Source organism: Streptomyces glomeratus (assembly GCF_021462825.1).
Lineage (GTDB): Bacteria > Actinomycetota > Actinomycetes > Streptomycetales > Streptomycetaceae > Streptomyces > Streptomyces glomeratus.
Genome location: NZ_JAKEEB010000007.1, coordinates 79,704 through 93,545, shown reverse-complemented (window position 1 = coordinate 93,545; position 13,842 = coordinate 79,704). Strand labels below are relative to the sequence as shown.

Annotated in this window: 14 protein-coding genes and 1 pseudogene; 14 read left to right on the top strand and 1 reads right to left on the bottom strand. The window is 70.9% G+C overall.

From position 1 onward, the window contains the following. Positions 1–56 precede the first annotated feature (56 nt). Both ffh and ftsH read left to right on the top strand, forming a co-directional pair. Positions 57–1,607 carry a signal recognition particle protein gene (gene ffh / locus LZ604_RS10870; RefSeq protein WP_234514583.1) on the top strand — a complete coding sequence of 517 codons (1,551 nt, stop codon included), beginning with the start codon at positions 57–59 and terminating at the stop codon, positions 1,605–1,607. A 116-nt stretch (positions 1,608–1,723) separates the two neighbouring features. Beyond that, positions 1,724–3,655, top strand: a complete 1,932-nt coding sequence (gene ftsH / locus LZ604_RS10865) for an ATP-dependent zinc metalloprotease FtsH (protein WP_234514580.1) — start codon at positions 1,724–1,726, stop codon at positions 3,653–3,655. A gap of 37 nt (positions 3,656–3,692) precedes the next feature. Here ftsH and LZ604_RS10860 read toward each other — a convergent pair whose 3' ends face one another. Beyond that, positions 3,693–4,553, bottom strand: a complete 861-nt coding sequence (locus LZ604_RS10860) for a class I SAM-dependent methyltransferase (RefSeq protein WP_234514577.1) — start codon at positions 4,551–4,553, stop codon at positions 3,693–3,695. A 219-nt stretch (positions 4,554–4,772) separates the two neighbouring features. Between LZ604_RS10860 and LZ604_RS36020 the strand changes: the two are divergent. The 12 genes and pseudogenes from LZ604_RS36020 (at position 4,773) to LZ604_RS10800 (ending at position 13,837) form a co-directional block, all read left to right on the top strand. Continuing rightward, a pseudogene (locus LZ604_RS36020) lies at positions 4,773–5,873 on the top strand (His/Gly/Thr/Pro-type tRNA ligase C-terminal domain-containing protein). A gap of 259 nt (positions 5,874–6,132) precedes the next feature. Beyond that, positions 6,133–6,729 (top strand): hypothetical protein, encoded by a 597-nt coding sequence (locus LZ604_RS10850; RefSeq protein ID WP_234514573.1) that lies wholly within the window; start codon positions 6,133–6,135, stop codon positions 6,727–6,729. Between the two features lie 307 nt (positions 6,730–7,036). Continuing rightward, positions 7,037–7,456, top strand: a complete 420-nt coding sequence (gene rpsP / locus LZ604_RS10845) for a 30S ribosomal protein S16 (RefSeq protein WP_234514571.1) — start codon at positions 7,037–7,039, stop codon at positions 7,454–7,456. A 2-nt stretch (positions 7,457–7,458) separates the two neighbouring features. Beyond that, positions 7,459–7,698: an RNA-binding protein gene (locus LZ604_RS10840; RefSeq protein ID WP_003973401.1), complete on the top strand. Its 240-nt coding sequence runs from the start codon at positions 7,459–7,461 to the stop codon at positions 7,696–7,698. 83 nt (positions 7,699–7,781) lie between these two features. Further along, positions 7,782–8,324 (top strand): ribosome maturation factor RimM, encoded by a 543-nt coding sequence (gene rimM, locus LZ604_RS10835; RefSeq protein WP_234514567.1) that lies wholly within the window; start codon positions 7,782–7,784, stop codon positions 8,322–8,324. Further along, positions 8,324–9,157, top strand: a complete 834-nt coding sequence (gene trmD / locus LZ604_RS10830) for a tRNA (guanosine(37)-N1)-methyltransferase TrmD (protein WP_234514927.1) — start codon at positions 8,324–8,326, stop codon at positions 9,155–9,157. The genes rimM and trmD overlap by 1 nt, the downstream gene beginning before the upstream one ends. A gap of 135 nt (positions 9,158–9,292) precedes the next feature. Beyond that, positions 9,293–9,643 carry a 50S ribosomal protein L19 gene (rplS, locus tag LZ604_RS10825; RefSeq protein WP_234514565.1) on the top strand — a complete coding sequence of 117 codons (351 nt, stop codon included), beginning with the start codon at positions 9,293–9,295 and terminating at the stop codon, positions 9,641–9,643. 45 nt (positions 9,644–9,688) lie between these two features. Beyond that, complete coding sequence (gene lepB, locus LZ604_RS10820) at positions 9,689–10,429, top strand: signal peptidase I (RefSeq protein WP_234514563.1); 741 nt, start codon at positions 9,689–9,691, stop codon at positions 10,427–10,429. Continuing rightward, positions 10,422–11,510 (top strand): signal peptidase I, encoded by a 1,089-nt coding sequence (lepB, locus tag LZ604_RS10815; RefSeq protein ID WP_234514550.1) that lies wholly within the window; start codon positions 10,422–10,424, stop codon positions 11,508–11,510. The genes lepB (LZ604_RS10820) and lepB (LZ604_RS10815) overlap by 8 nt, the downstream gene beginning before the upstream one ends. Further along, positions 11,395–12,351 carry a signal peptidase I gene (lepB, locus tag LZ604_RS10810; protein WP_234514548.1) on the top strand — a complete coding sequence of 319 codons (957 nt, stop codon included), beginning with the start codon at positions 11,395–11,397 and terminating at the stop codon, positions 12,349–12,351. Before lepB (LZ604_RS10815) ends, lepB (LZ604_RS10810) begins: the two co-directional genes overlap by 116 nt. A 78-nt stretch (positions 12,352–12,429) precedes the next feature. Then, positions 12,430–13,185 (top strand): signal peptidase I, encoded by a 756-nt coding sequence (gene lepB / locus LZ604_RS10805; protein WP_234514545.1) that lies wholly within the window; start codon positions 12,430–12,432, stop codon positions 13,183–13,185. Between the two features lie 157 nt (positions 13,186–13,342). Beyond that, positions 13,343–13,837, top strand: coding sequence for an NUDIX hydrolase (locus tag LZ604_RS10800; RefSeq protein WP_234514926.1), 495 nt, complete (start codon positions 13,343–13,345; stop codon positions 13,835–13,837). Positions 13,838–13,842: the final 5 nt, after the last annotated feature.

Genomic DNA, 13,842 nt, shown 5'->3' with positions numbered 1-13,842 from the left:
CCGGATACCCTGGAGGGCAGCCCGAAACGACCCCGACTCCGAGGACCGACGCCGCCGTGTTCGATACCCTCTCCGACCGCCTCAGCGCGACTTTCAAAAGCCTCCGCGGGAAAGGCAGGCTCTCCGAGGCGGACATCGACGCCACCGCGCGCGAGATCCGCATCGCGCTCCTCGAAGCGGACGTGGCGCTGCCGGTGGTCCGGACCTTCATCAAGAACGTCAAGGAACGGGCGCTCGGCGCCGAGGTCTCCCGGGCCCTGAACCCGGCCCAGCAGGTCCTCAAGATCGTCAACGAGGAGCTGATCACGATCCTCGGCGGCGAGACCCGCCGCCTGCGCTTCGCCAAGCAGCCGCCGACCGTGATCATGCTCGCGGGTCTCCAGGGTGCCGGTAAGACCACCCTCGCGGGCAAGCTCGCCAAGTGGCTCAAGGAGCAGGGCCACTCCCCGCTCCTGGTCGCCGCCGACCTCCAGCGCCCCAACGCGGTGAACCAGCTGAGCGTCGTCGCCGACCGCGCGGGCGTGGCCGTCTACGCGCCCGAGCCGGGCAACGGCGTCGGGGACCCGGTCAAGGTCGCCCGGGACTCCATCGACTTCGCCAGGACCAAGGTCCACGACATCGTGATCGTGGACACCGCCGGCCGCCTCGGCATCGACCAGGAGATGATGCAGCAGGCCGCGGACATCCGCGACGCCGTGCGGCCGGACGAGATCCTGTTCGTCGTCGACGCGATGATCGGTCAGGACGCCGTCAACACCGCGGAGGCCTTCCGCGACGGCGTCGGCTTCGACGGCGTGGTCCTCTCCAAGCTCGACGGCGACGCCCGCGGCGGTGCCGCCCTGTCGATCGCCTCGGTCACCGGCAAGCCGATCATGTTCGCGTCGAACGGCGAGAAGCTCGACGACTTCGACGCCTTCCACCCGGACCGGATGGCCTCCCGCATCCTCGACATGGGTGACCTGCTCACCCTGATCGAGCAGGCGGAGAAGACGTTCAGCCAGGAAGAGGCCGAGAAGATGGCCTCCAAGCTGGCGTCCAAGAAGGGCCAGGACTTCACCCTGGACGACTTCCTGGCCCAGATGGAGCAGGTCAGGAAGATGGGCAGCATCAGCAAGCTGCTCGGGATGCTGCCCGGCATGGGCCAGATCAAGGACCAGATCAACAACCTCGACGAACGGGAGGTCGACCGCATCGCCGCGATGATCAAGTCGATGACCCCGGGCGAGCGCCAGGACCCGACGATCATCAACGGCTCGCGCCGCGCCCGTATCGCCAAGGGTTCCGGTGTCGAGGTCAGCGCGGTGAAGGGCCTGGTCGAGCGGTTCTTCGAGGCCCGCAAGATGATGTCCCGCATGGCCCAGGGCGGCGGCATGCCCGGCATGCCGGGGATCCCGGGCATGGGCGGCGGCCCCGGCCGCACCAAGAAGCAGCCGAAGAAGGCCAAGGGCAAGCAGCGCTCCGGCAACCCGATGAAGCGCAAGCAGCAGGAGCAGGAGGAGGCCGCGCGCCGCGCCGCCGCGGCCCAGGGCCAGGGCGCCTTCGGCCTGCCGCAGCAGGCCGGTCAGGACTTCGAGCTGCCGGACGAGTTCAAGAAGTTCATGGGCTGACCCGGACTCACCGGCCGGCCCGCACGAAGGCTCCGCCGCACGCGCTGAGGGCGCCCCCTTCCCGGGGGCGCCCTCAGCGCGTGCCGGGGCCGGCCGGGTGACGTACCGTCCGAGGTATGAGCAACGCCGCGCCACCACGCAAGACCCCCGAGAAACCGTGGCGCACCGAGGGCACGCCGGAGGAACCGACCAGGTGGCCGGGTGGCAGGAGGATGCGCGGCGGCTGGTGGGGCCTGGTCGTCGCCGCGGTGGTCGTCTTCTTCGTCGCCTACGCCTCGGTGTCCTACTACAACCGCGGCAACGAGCCGACGATCTCGTACACGGAGTTCAGCAGACAGATCAGCGACGGCAACGTCAAGACGATCTACTCCAAGGGCGACGCGATCCAGGGCCAGCTCAAGAACCCCCAGGCCAAACCCCACGACGGCGGCAAATACACCAAGTTCAAGACCCAGCGCCCCGCCTTCGCGGACGACAAGCTCTGGCAGAACCTGAGCAAGCACCATGTGACGGTCACCGCCCAGCCCGTGGTGCAGGAGCGGAGCTTGCTGTCCAACCTGCTGCTCTCGCTCGCACCGCTCGTGATCCTCGTGGCGCTGTGGGTCTTCTTCGCCCGGCGGATCGGGGCCGGTCTCACCGGCCCGGGCGGCATGCTCGGCCGCAAGACGCCGCCCAGACCGGTGGAGCTGCGGCCGGGCACCGAGCGCACCACGTTCGCCGACGTGGCCGGGATCGACGAGGTCAAGGGCGAGCTGGACGACGTCGTCGACTTCCTCGAGCACCCCGACGCCTACCGCAGGATGGGTGCGAAGGCGCCGCGCGGCGTGCTGCTCACGGGCCCGCCCGGCACCGGCAAGACGCTGCTGGCGCGGGCGGTGGCGGGCGAGGCCGACGTGCCGTTCTTCTCCGCCTCCGCCTCGGAGTTCATCGAGATGATCGTGGGCGTCGGCGCCTCCCGCGTACGCGAGCTGTTCGCCGAGGCCCGCAAGGTGGCCCCGTCCATCATCTTCATCGACGAGATCGACACGATCGGGCGGGCACGCGGCGCGGGCGCGTCGGTGAGCGGCCACGACGAGCGCGAGCAGACGCTGAACCAGATCCTCACCGAGATGGACGGCTTCTCCGGCTCCGAGGGCGTCATCGTGATCGCGGCGACCAACCGCGCCGACATCCTGGATCCGGCACTGACCCGGCCCGGCCGCTTCGACCGTGTCGTCCACGTCTCCCCGCCGGATCGCGCCGGGCGCGAGGCCATCCTCAGGATCCACACCCGGGACATCCCGCTCGCCCCCGATGTGGACCTGGCCCAGGTGGCCCGCACGACTCCCGGCATGACCGGTGCCGAGCTGGCCAACCTCGCCAACGAGGCGGCCCTGCTGGCGGTCAAGCGGAAGCAGGGCCGGGTGACGCGGGCGGACTTCTCGGAGGCCCTGGAGAAGGTGCAGCTGGGCGCCGAACGATCGCTCGTGATGCCGGAGGAGGAGCGGCGCAGGACCGCGTACCACGAGAGCGGGCACGCCCTGCTGGGCATGCTGCAGCCGGGCGCCGACCCGGTGCGCAAGGTCACCATCGTGCCGCGTGGCCGGGCACTCGGGGTGACGCTGTCGACCCCCGAGTCCGACAAGTACGCGTACACGGAGGAGTACCTGCGCGGCCGTGTCATCGGCGCGCTCGGCGGCATGGCCGCGGAACAGGTCGTCTACAAGGTCATCACCACGGGCTCCGAGAGCGACCTCGAACAGGTCACCAACATCGCCCGCGGCATGGTCGCCCGCTGGGGCATGAGCGAGCGGGTGGGCCGTCTGTCCGCCCTGCCCAGCGACGCACAGCAGGCGTACGGCCTCGCGGCGGCCCCGCAGACGCTGGACGTGATCGAGAACGAGATGCGGCGCATCGTGGACGAGTGCTACGAAGAGGCGTGCCGCAAACTCCGGGACCACCGGGACCAGTTGGACGCGCTGGCCGAGGCGCTGCTGGTCAACGAGACACTGGACGAGGCGGAGGCGTACCGCATCGCCGGCATCCTGCGTGTGAGGAAGGACGACTGAGCGATCCCGGGCCGTCGCCCCGGGGACGCCCGGTCCCCTACTGGACGCGTGCGATCAGATAGCGGAACACGTTCGGCATCCACACCGTCCCGTCCGCCCGCAGGTGCGGGTGCAGGGCCTCCGCCAGCTCCTTGCCGACCTGCTCCGGGTCCGTCGTGTCGATCGCGGCGTCGAACAGCCCCGTCGACAGCATCCCCCGTACCGCGCTGTCCAGGTCGGCGTACCCGAACGGGCAGGCGACCCGCCCCGATCCGTCCGGACGGAGCCCCGAGCGGCGTGCGGTGTCCTCCAGGTCGTCTCGCCCGGCGGGCCGCGGGCGAACCGCATCGCCTCCGTGGTCGGCCGGCCTGGTCGCGACGCGGAGCAACGACACGGTGCTGCACCGTTCCGGCGGACCCCATCCGGCGAGCACCACGGGGGCCCCGCGCCGGGCGAGCGGTGCCGCCGCCGCGAGCTGTCCGGCGAGGTGCTCGTCGTGGCCGGCCGCATATCCGGCCGGCCCGAAAGCGGTCAGCAGGGTGTACGCCCGCTCTCCGGGGGCGGGTGCCGCGTCCCGTGGGGAGCCGTCGACGATCCGTGAGTCCGCACGCGCGCGTGGCCACCGCGCCGTGGACCGCAGCCGCTCACGTGCCAGCGCCAGCCGTTCGTCCGCGCCGGAGTCGACACCGGTGACCGCGGCGCCCCGGGAGGCGGCCAGCAGCAGGGCGAGGCCCGTACCGCACCCGAGCGCCAGCAGCCGCGTCCCCACGCCCACGCCGAGCCGGTCGTAGACGGCCTCGTAGAGCGGGACGAGCATGCGCTCCTGTATCTCGGCCCAGTCACGCGCGCGTGCACGCCGGTCCACGCGGGCAGCCGCCCCCGCGCGGGGGAGGTGCTGCCCCGCGAGCGTAGGTGTCATCGAAAGCGCCCCAATCCGCCGTCGGTTGTCGCTGTGTCCGGTTCCGTGGCCCCCGTGACGTGCGCTCGCACTTTCCCCGTGCCCCCCCGTATGCCAGGTAACTCCGCGCCCGTCGTGGCGTCCAGGGGTTGCGACGCACTCCGTGTGAGCCGTCCGTGCGCCCCGGGCCACCCCTGGGCGGACGACTTCCCGCGCCGGTACCGGCCGGTGCGCGGCACCATGGTCATCCGGCCGTACGGGTACGGACTGTGGGAGCGGATGCAGACGGAGATGGACGCCCGCATCAAGGAAACGGGCACCCGGAAGGCGTACTTCCCGCTGCTGATCCCTCAGTCGTACCCCACCAGGGAGGCCGGGCACGCCGAGCGCTTCGCGCCCGAACCACCCGCCCCTGCCGGCCAACCAGTCGGTGAACGTGGTGCGTTGGGAGCTGCGGCCGCGCCCTTTCCTGCGCACCTCCGAGTTCCTGCGCCGGGAGGGGAACACCGCGCACGCCACGTACGAGGAGGCGCGCGACTTCGCCGCCCGCCCACATCCACCGCGAGGTCTACGAGGACTGCCTGCGGTCTGCGAGGACTGCCTGCGGTCTGCGAGGACTGCCTGCGCGGCGTCCTCGCGAGGGACGTCGTCCCCGGCGGCAGGACGGCCGGGGAACGCCTGGCGGGAGCCGTAGACCTCCTGGGGCTCGACCACCCGCATGATCGGCGCCCTGGTGACGGCGCACGGCGGCTACGACGGACTCCGTGTTCCACCGCGCCTCGCGCACATCAAGGCCGTGGTGCTCGCGATCAAGGGCGATGACACGGTTCTGGCCAAGGTCCGTGAGCTCGACGGCCGGCTGAAGGCGGCCGGGCTGCGCGTCCACGTGGACGACCGCACCGACATCCCCTTCGGCCGCCGCGCCCTGGACTGGGAGCTCAAGGGCGTGCCCGTGCGCATGGGGATCGGTCCGCGGGACCTGGGCAACGGCACGGGCGATGCCGGCCCGCCGCATCCCCGGGGGGGAAGGAGCCGGTGGCGGGCGACCGGCTGGTGAGCCTCCTGCCCGGGGATCCTCGAGGAGGACCAGGTCCTGCTGCTCGCGCGGGTCATGCGAGCGCCGCGAGTCCCGGACGGTGGACGTGCCGACGATCGAGGAGGCGATCGAGGCGGGCCACCGCCGGAGGCTGGGCGCGCATCCCGTGTCGGTGCTCGGCGAGGACGGCGAGAGACCGGGCTCGCCGGGCGTGCGGTGACCGTCGGTGTCCGGTGGCCGACGGGTCGATTCCCGAGGCCGGGGACGCTCCGGGTAACGTCGCGGCCGCCGCGCGCGCTTACTGAAGTACGAGCAGAAGCGGGAGAGCGACCGAAACGCCTCTTGCGCATCCGCAGTGCCCAGCCGCCCCGGCGCGCGGACTTCGTCTACGCGCCGGGCCGTACGTGTCACTACGCACCGGGTTGGTAGGAGCTGTGAGGCTTCTCCGCAGATCAGCGCACCCGCCCTCGTCAGGACGCATCAGCGGCAACTGACTGGTACGTGCAAATTATTTGGGATGCCCCGGAATAGGAACACGGGAGCCCCCAGGCTCGTTGTCATTACGTGAGCACGACACCACCTGTTCTCGCCGCAGAGCTGGCACAGGCGTGGGCCGACATTCAACGGCACCACCCCGAACTGCCGGATCTCGCCGCGCCCGAGTCCCTGATCGGAGAGTCGTCGTCCGCCTGCGGGCACGAACTCTCATTCGAGCGACTGCTTCATGAAGCAGTCCACGGCATCGCCGCCGCTCGCGGAGTACGCGACACCTCCCGCGCCGGCCGCTATCACAACCGCAGATTCCTCGCGATCGCCGAGGAGCTGGGCCTGGACCACCCCGAGGAGCCGCATCCGAGCAGCGGCTTCTCCCTGGTCACGCTCAGCCCCGAGGCGAAGCGGCGCTACCGTCCCACCATGGAGCGGCTCCAGCGCGCGCTGAAGGCCCATTCGGCGGCGACGGCCGCGGACACGGCCCGCACCTTCCGGGGCCCTGCCGCGCGGCACGGCTCCTCCGGAGGCGGCGTCCGGGTCAAGGCCGTCTGCGACTGCGGCCGCAATGTCCGCGTCGTCCCGTCGGTGCTGGCCCAGGCCCCGATCGTGTGCGGCGGCTGCGGCAAGCCGTTCCGCATCCCCGAGCCGGTGGGGGCGGCGGCGAGCTGAACGGACGGCTGCTCGTGGCAGCCGTGCTCGGCTCCGTCCGCAGCGACCAAGCACCCAGTGAGCGCCGGGTGGCGTGACCCACGCCCGGGGGCCCGGCGCCGGGTGCTCCTTCGGCATGCCCGCACGCGCCCCAGCCCCCTCGGCTCAGGACGCCCCGAATGGTGTGGCAGAATGGCTAGCTGTACTCGACAGCCGCACAGGACCCCTCTCTCCTCCGGCTGACGCGTCCATCGGGCACTCGGGTACCGCAGCCCCACGCGGCCGTCCCGCCGTGCCCCACCACGTCAATCCAGGAGAACCCACTCCCGTGGCAGTCAAGATCAAGCTGAAGCGTCTGGGCAAGATCCGTTCGCCTCACTACCGCATCGTCGTCGCCGACTCCCGTACCCGCCGTGACGGCCGGGCGATCGAGGAGATCGGCAAGTACCACCCGACGTACAACCCGTCGGTCATCGAGGTCGACGCCGAGCGCGTGGCGTACTGGCTCGGCGTCGGCGCCCAGCCGACCGAGCCCGTGCTCGCCATCCTGAAGAAGACCGGCGACTGGCAGAAGTTCAAGGGCGAGCCCGCCCCGGCGCCGCTGCTGGTGGCCGAGCCCAAGGCCGCCCGTCCGTCGTTCGAGGCCCTCAGCGGCGAGGACGAGGGCAAGGGTGAGGCGATCACCCAGAAGAAGAAGGCCGAGAAGAAGGACGAGGCCGCGGCTGAGTCCGAGTCGACCGAGGCCTGAGCATGCTCGAGGAGGCTCTCGAGCACCTCGTGAAGGGCATCGTCGACAACCCTGACGATGTGCAGGTGGCCTCGCGCAACCTGCGCCGCGGGCGAGTGCTCGAGGTCCGGGTCCACCCGGACGACCTCGGAAAGGTGATCGGCCGCAACGGCCGCACCGCACGCGCCCTGCGCACCGTCGTGGGCGCCATCGGCGGCCGCGGTGTCCGCGTCGACCTCGTCGACGTGGACCACGTCCGCTGAACGCAACGCAGCACCGGCTCGGGCCGGGGAGGGCCACTGGGCCGTCCCCGGCCCGTCGTCGTGACGACAGGAGATCTTCACAAGTGCAGCTGGTAGTCGCACGGATCGGCCGCGCCCACGGCATCAAGGGCGAGGTCACCGTGGAGGTACGTACCGACGAGCCGGAACTCAGGCTCGCGCCAGGCGCCGTGCTCGCCACCGATCCCGCCGCCGCGGGGCCGCTCACCATCGCATCCGGCCGGGTGCACAGCGGCAACCTGCTCCTGCGGTTCGAGGGCGTCGCCGACCGCAACGCCGCCGAAGCGCTCCGCAACATCCTCCTGATCGCCGAGGTCGACCCGGACGAGCTGCCCGAGGGCGAGGACGAGTACTACGACCACCAGCTGATCGACCTCGACGTCGTCACCGGGGACGGCGTGCCGGTGGGCCGCATCACCGAGGTCTCGCACCTGCCCTCGCAGGACCTGTTCGTGGTCGAGCGCGCGGACGGCACCGAGGTGCTGATCCCGTTCGTGGCGGAGATCGTCACCGAGATCGACCTGGATCAGCAGCGGGCGGTCATCGACCCGCCGCCCGGGCTGATCGACGACCGGGCCGAGATCGACGTTTCGGGAGACGAGGCGTGATGCGGCTGGACGTCGTCACGATCTTCCCCGAGTACCTGGAACCGCTGAACGTCTCCCTCGTCGGCAAGGCACGCGCGCGGGGACAGCTCGACGTGCACCTCCACGATCTGCGGTCCTGGACGTACGACCGGCACAACACCGTCGACGACACCCCCTACGGCGGCGGCCCCGGCATGGTCATGAAGACCGAGCCCTGGGGCGACGCCCTGGACTCCGTCCTGTGCGACGGCTACGAATCCGGCTCCCACGCTCCGGCGCTGATCGTCCCCACGCCCAGCGGCCGCCCCTTCACCCAGAAGCTCGCGGTCGAGCTGTCCGAGCGGCCGTGGCTGATCTTCACGCCCGCCCGCTACGAGGGCATCGACCGCCGCGTCATCGACGAGTACGCGACCCGCATACCCGTGTACGAGGTCTCCATCGGCGACTACGTCCTCGCCGGCGGCGAGGCGGCCGTCCTGGTCATCACCGAAGCGGTGGCCCGACTGCTGCCGGGCGTCCTCGGAAACGCCGAGTCCCACCGGGACGACTCCTTCGCGCCCGGCGCGATGGCGAACCTGCTGGAAGGGCCCGTCTACACCAAGCCGCCGGCCTGGCGCGGGCGCGGGATCCCCGACGTGCTGCTCAGCGGCCACCACGGCAGGATCGCCCGCTGGCGCCGGGACGAGGCCCTGAGGCGTACGACCGCCAACCGGCCCGATCTGATCGAGCGCTGCGAGCCCTCGGCCTTCGACAAGAAGGACCGCGAGATGCTCTCCATTCTGGGCTGGGCACCGGACCCGCAGGGCGCACCGCACGGCCGATTTTGGCGCAGGGCCACGGCCGTGGAAGAATAGGCGGCTGTTGCCCGAGGTCCGGCGTGCGCCCCTGCCACAGGGGGACACGACGCCCGCCCCGACCCGGTCGGCGACTTCCTACCGCAAACTACCTTCCGTCGATGACCTGTGGCATCGGCGAAGAAAGCAGACGAAATGTCTCACCTGCTCGACTCCGTCGACGCCGCGTCGCTGCGCACCGACCTCCCGGCCTTCCGCCCCGGTGACACGGTCAACGTCCACGTCCGCGTCATCGAGGGCAACCGCTCCCGTGTGCAGCAGTTCAAGGGCGTAGTGATCCGCCGCCAGGGCTCCGGTGTGCGCGAGACCTTCACGGTCCGCAAGGTCTCCTTCTCCGTCGGCGTCGAGCGCACCTTCCCGGTGCACACCCCGATCGTCGAGAAGATCGAGCTCGTCACCAAGGGCGACGTGCGCCGCGCCAAGCTGTACTACCTGCGCGAGCTGCGCGGCAAGGCGGCGAAGATCAAGGAGAAGCGCGAGAACTGAGCGCCTCCCGGGGTCCCCGACGGGGCCGGATAACATCTGGCCCCGATGGACACCGAGACACAGCACACGGAGCGCGGCCGCTCCTCCAGCCCGGAAGACCCCGAGGAGACCTCGGACACACCGGGTGCGGAGGGACGGTCGCGCTTCGCGTCGGTGTCCCGGATCGCCGACCGGCTGCCCGGCGGACGGATCACCCTGACCGTCCTTCTCTGCCTGCTCTTCCTGCTCACCCTCAGCACCTGGGTCGTACAGCCCTTCGACATTCCCAGCGGTTCGATGGAACGCGGATTGAGGGTTGGGGACCGCGTGCTCGTAAATAAGTTGGCGTACCGTTTCGGATCGAAACCGCAGCGGGGAGATGTCGTCGTGTTCGACGGCACCGGATACTTCGGGAACGCCGACTACATCAAGCGGGTAGTCGGTGTGGGGGGAGACCATGTGGTCTGCTGCGACAGGGAGGGGAGGCTCGACGTGAACGGCCGGTCGGTCGACGAGTCGGCGTTTCTGTACCCGGGGAACAGCCCATCCGACGTCCCCTTCGACGTCGTCGTGCCCGCCGGCACCCTCTTCGTGCTCGGCGACCACCGCAGCGACTCCAGTGACTCCCGTGACCACTTGGGCTCCCCGGGCGGCGGCATGATCCCGCTCGGCGCCGTGATCGGCAGGGCCGACTGGGTGATCTGGCCCGCTGCGGACCTCCGGCGACTGTCCCGCCCCGGCGCCTACACGCGCGTACCCGCCGCGGCGGCCGGCGCGCCGGAGAAGGCGGACGGTGCCCATGGGTAACCGCGGCAAACCGCGCGGCCTGCCGACCGACACCGCCACACAGAATCTCCTGCCCACCGGCGCACGGCGCGCAGCCGGCAGTGGCCCCACCGGACGCAGCCGCGCCGAGCGGCGCAAGCTCCAGCGCAAGGTCAAGCGCAAGAGAAGGCGTTCTGCGGCCAAGGAGATACCCCTCCTCGTCGGCGTCGCCGTCCTCATAGCCCTGGTCCTGAAGACCTTCCTGGTGCAGGCTTTCGTGATCCCGTCCGGCTCCATGGAGAACACGATCCAGATCGGCGACCGCGTCCTCGTGGACAAGTTCACCCCCTGGTTCGGCTCCAAGCCGCAGCGTGGCGACGTCGTCGTCTTCCGGGACCCCGGAAACTGGCTCGCGGGCGAGAAGACGACCAAGAAGAACGACCCGGTCGTCGTCAAGCAGATCAAGGAAGGTCTCACCTGGATCGGCCTGCTGCCCTCCGACAACGACAAGGACCTCATCAAGCGGGTCGTCGCGGTCGGCGGAGACACCGTCAAGTGCTGTGACGCGCAGGGCCGCGTCACCGTCAACGGCATGCCCCTCAACGAGCCGTACATTCACCCGGGAAACAAACCTTCGGACTTCGCCTTCTCCATGACCGTGCCCCCGGGCCGTCTGTGGGTCATGGGCGATCACCGGGCCAACTCGGCCGACTCGCGCTACCACCGCACGGAGAAGTACGGCGGGACCGTCTCGGAGAAGTCCGTCGTCGGGCGCGCCATGGTCATCGCCTGGCCCATCGGGCACTGGACACGTCTGAGGGAACCAGACACTTACGCGTCCGTGCCGAGCGGGTCGACCACCGCGCTCGGTCCGTCGCATAGGGTGGCCTCCGCGGATCGATACGGATTGATCCCCCTCCCGAGCCCTGCGGAACTCCCGCTCGTTATGGGAGTGGTGGGCCTGCGCCGACTCAGGCGCCGGCGGCGGTACGGAGTGAGGAGTGGATGTGGGGGAATTGGCGGTCGGCGCACGGTCCGGGCACGAAGGTCCCGAAGAGAGACCGCAACGACCCGACGACGCGGCTGCCCCGGCCGCGGACGACAACACCGGCTCCGGGAGTGACCCCTCGGACGGTGGCGTCGCCCAGGACGGCGGCGGACAGACCCGCCAGCCGCCGAAGCAGCGCTCCTTCTGGAAGGAACTTCCGCTCCTCATCGGCATCGCGCTGGTCCTTGCGCTGCTGATCAAGACGTTCCTGGTGCAGGCGTTCTCGATCCCCTCGGACTCCATGCAGAACACCCTCCAGCAGGGTGACCGCGTCCTCGTGGACAAGCTGACCCCCTGGTTCGGCTCTCAGCCCACCCGCGGCGAGGTCGTCGTCTTCCACGACCCGGACAACTGGCTGGCGGGTGAGCCCACCGCGACCCCCAACGCCCTGCAGACGGCCCTGAGCTGGATCGGCCTGATGCCGTCCGCGGAGGAGAAGGACCTCATCAAGCGGGTGGTCGGGGTCGCCGGCGACACCGTCGAGTGCAGGAACACCGGCCCCCTGATCGTCAACGGCAAGCCGCTCAACGAGCCGTATGTGTACCCGGGCAACACCCCGTGCAGCGTCGACGAACAGGGCGGCCAGTTCAAGGTCACGGTGCCTCCGGGCAAAATCTGGGTCATGGGCGACCACCGGCAGAACTCGCTGGACTCCCGCTACCACCAGCAGGACAAGTACCAGGGCTTCGTGCCGGTGGGGAACGTCGTGGGCCGCGCCATCGTCGTCGCCTGGCCGCCGACCCGCTGGAACACTCTGCCGATCCCGGACACCTTCGAGCAGGGCCTGGATGTGACGGCCCCCGCCGCCCTCGGCCTGACGGGCGCCCTTCCGCTGGTCCTGTGGCGCAGGCGCCGCCTCACCGCGCGCCTTACCGCCGGAAACCCTCGGGTTCCCGGCGGCGGTACCGCCGGGTAGGGTGCCGTCCCAGATCGCCGATCTCCCGTGGTCCCGGACGGCCGCGGGGATCGATTCTCCGACCTGGGGAGCACTGGCATGAGCGGGACTGGTCGTACTGGCCGTATGGAAGAGGGCCGCGGACGGCTCGGCAGCACGCTGTCGGGGCTGGCCGTGGCCTTCGGCTGTGTGCTCTTCCTCGGCGGGTTCGTCTGGGGCGCGATCGTCTACAAGCCCTACACCGTGCCGACCGACTCCATGTCGCCCACCATCGTCGCCGGTGACCGGGTGCTCGCCCAGCGCGTGGACGGCGCCGACGTCAAGCGCGGCGACGTCGTCGTCTTCCGGCAGAAGAGCTGGGGCGACCTGCCCCTGGTCAAGCGGGTCGTGGCCGTCGGCGGCGACACCGTCGCCTGCTGCACCGACGGCCGGCTGACCGTGAACGGCAAGGAGATCCACGAGTCGTACCTGGCCAAGGGCCAGGCCGCGGAGTTCCGGAACATCCCCACGATCACCGTTCCGAAGGACCGGCTGTTCATGCTCGGCGACGAGCGCAGCGGCTCCCTGGACTCCACGGCCCACCTGACGGAGGCCTTCAGCGGCACGGTGGGGCGTGAGGCGGTGGACGCCCGCGTGGACGCCGTGGTGTGGCCCCTGAACGGCATGCTGGCCCGCCCGACCGGCTTCGAGGAACTGGGCCCGCTCTCCTCTCCGGGGCCGCTGTCGCTGATCCTCGGCACGATCGCGGCGGGCGCGGTGCTGGTGATGGCGGGCGGCGCATACGGGCCGATCGCCCGCCGCGCGGCCCGCAAACGCTCCGGCGCGGTACGGGCGGAGCCGGCCGGTGTCCGCTGAGGCGCCGCCGCCCCTCTCCTCCCCGAGCGAGCCGCACGACCCGCGGGAGCCTTACGGGCCGGACGGCCCGGGGGAGCCCTGCGGGCCTCGCGAGCCCCACCGGCCGCACGGGCCCGACGCGGGCGAGGGCGGGGCGGGGAGGACCGGCGAGGACGGGCTGCGCAAGGTGGCCCGGGTGGTGCTCCTCGACCCCGAGGACCGCATCCTGCTGCTGCACGGGCACGAGCCGGACGATCCGGCCGACGACTGGTGGTTCACGCCCGGAGGCGGCGTGGAGGGCGAGGAGACCCGCGAGCAGGCCGCACTGCGCGAGCTGGCCGAGGAGACCGGCATCACGGATGTCGAGCTGGGCCCGGTGCTGTGGCGGCGCACCTGCTCCTTCCCGTTCGCCGGCCGCCGCTGGAACCAGGACGAGTGGTACTACCTGGCCCGCACGGCCCGGACCGCCACGGCCGCACCGGGCCTGATGGAGCCGCCGGGCCTGACGGAGCTGGAAAAGCGCAGCGTCGCCGGAGCACGGTGGTGGTCGTGCCGGGAACTGGCCGAGTCGCATGAGACGGTGTATCCGACGAGACTCGCCGAGCTGCTCCGCAGGCTGCTCGACGAAGGCCCCCCGGCCACTCCCGAAGTCCTCGACACCGAAATCGTCTAGGGGCT

Bases quoted from the DNA above. Each gene is read 5' to 3' on its own strand.
- ftsH (WP_234514580.1), top strand. From the start codon at position 1,724: ATGAGCAACGCCGCGCCACCACGCAAGACCCCCGAGAAACCGTGGCGC.
- LZ604_RS10860 (WP_234514577.1), bottom strand. From the start codon at position 4,553: ATGACACCTACGCTCGCGGGGCAGCACCTCCCCCGCGCGGGGGCGGCT.
- LZ604_RS10840 (WP_003973401.1), top strand. From the start codon at position 7,459: ATGCTCGAGGAGGCTCTCGAGCACCTCGTGAAGGGCATCGTCGACAAC.
- trmD (WP_234514927.1), top strand. From the start codon at position 8,324: ATGCGGCTGGACGTCGTCACGATCTTCCCCGAGTACCTGGAACCGCTG.
- rplS (WP_234514565.1), top strand. From the start codon at position 9,293: ATGTCTCACCTGCTCGACTCCGTCGACGCCGCGTCGCTGCGCACCGAC.
- lepB (WP_234514563.1), top strand. From the start codon at position 9,689: ATGGACACCGAGACACAGCACACGGAGCGCGGCCGCTCCTCCAGCCCG.
- lepB (WP_234514550.1), top strand. From the start codon at position 10,422: ATGGGTAACCGCGGCAAACCGCGCGGCCTGCCGACCGACACCGCCACA.
- lepB (WP_234514545.1), top strand. From the start codon at position 12,430: ATGAGCGGGACTGGTCGTACTGGCCGTATGGAAGAGGGCCGCGGACGG.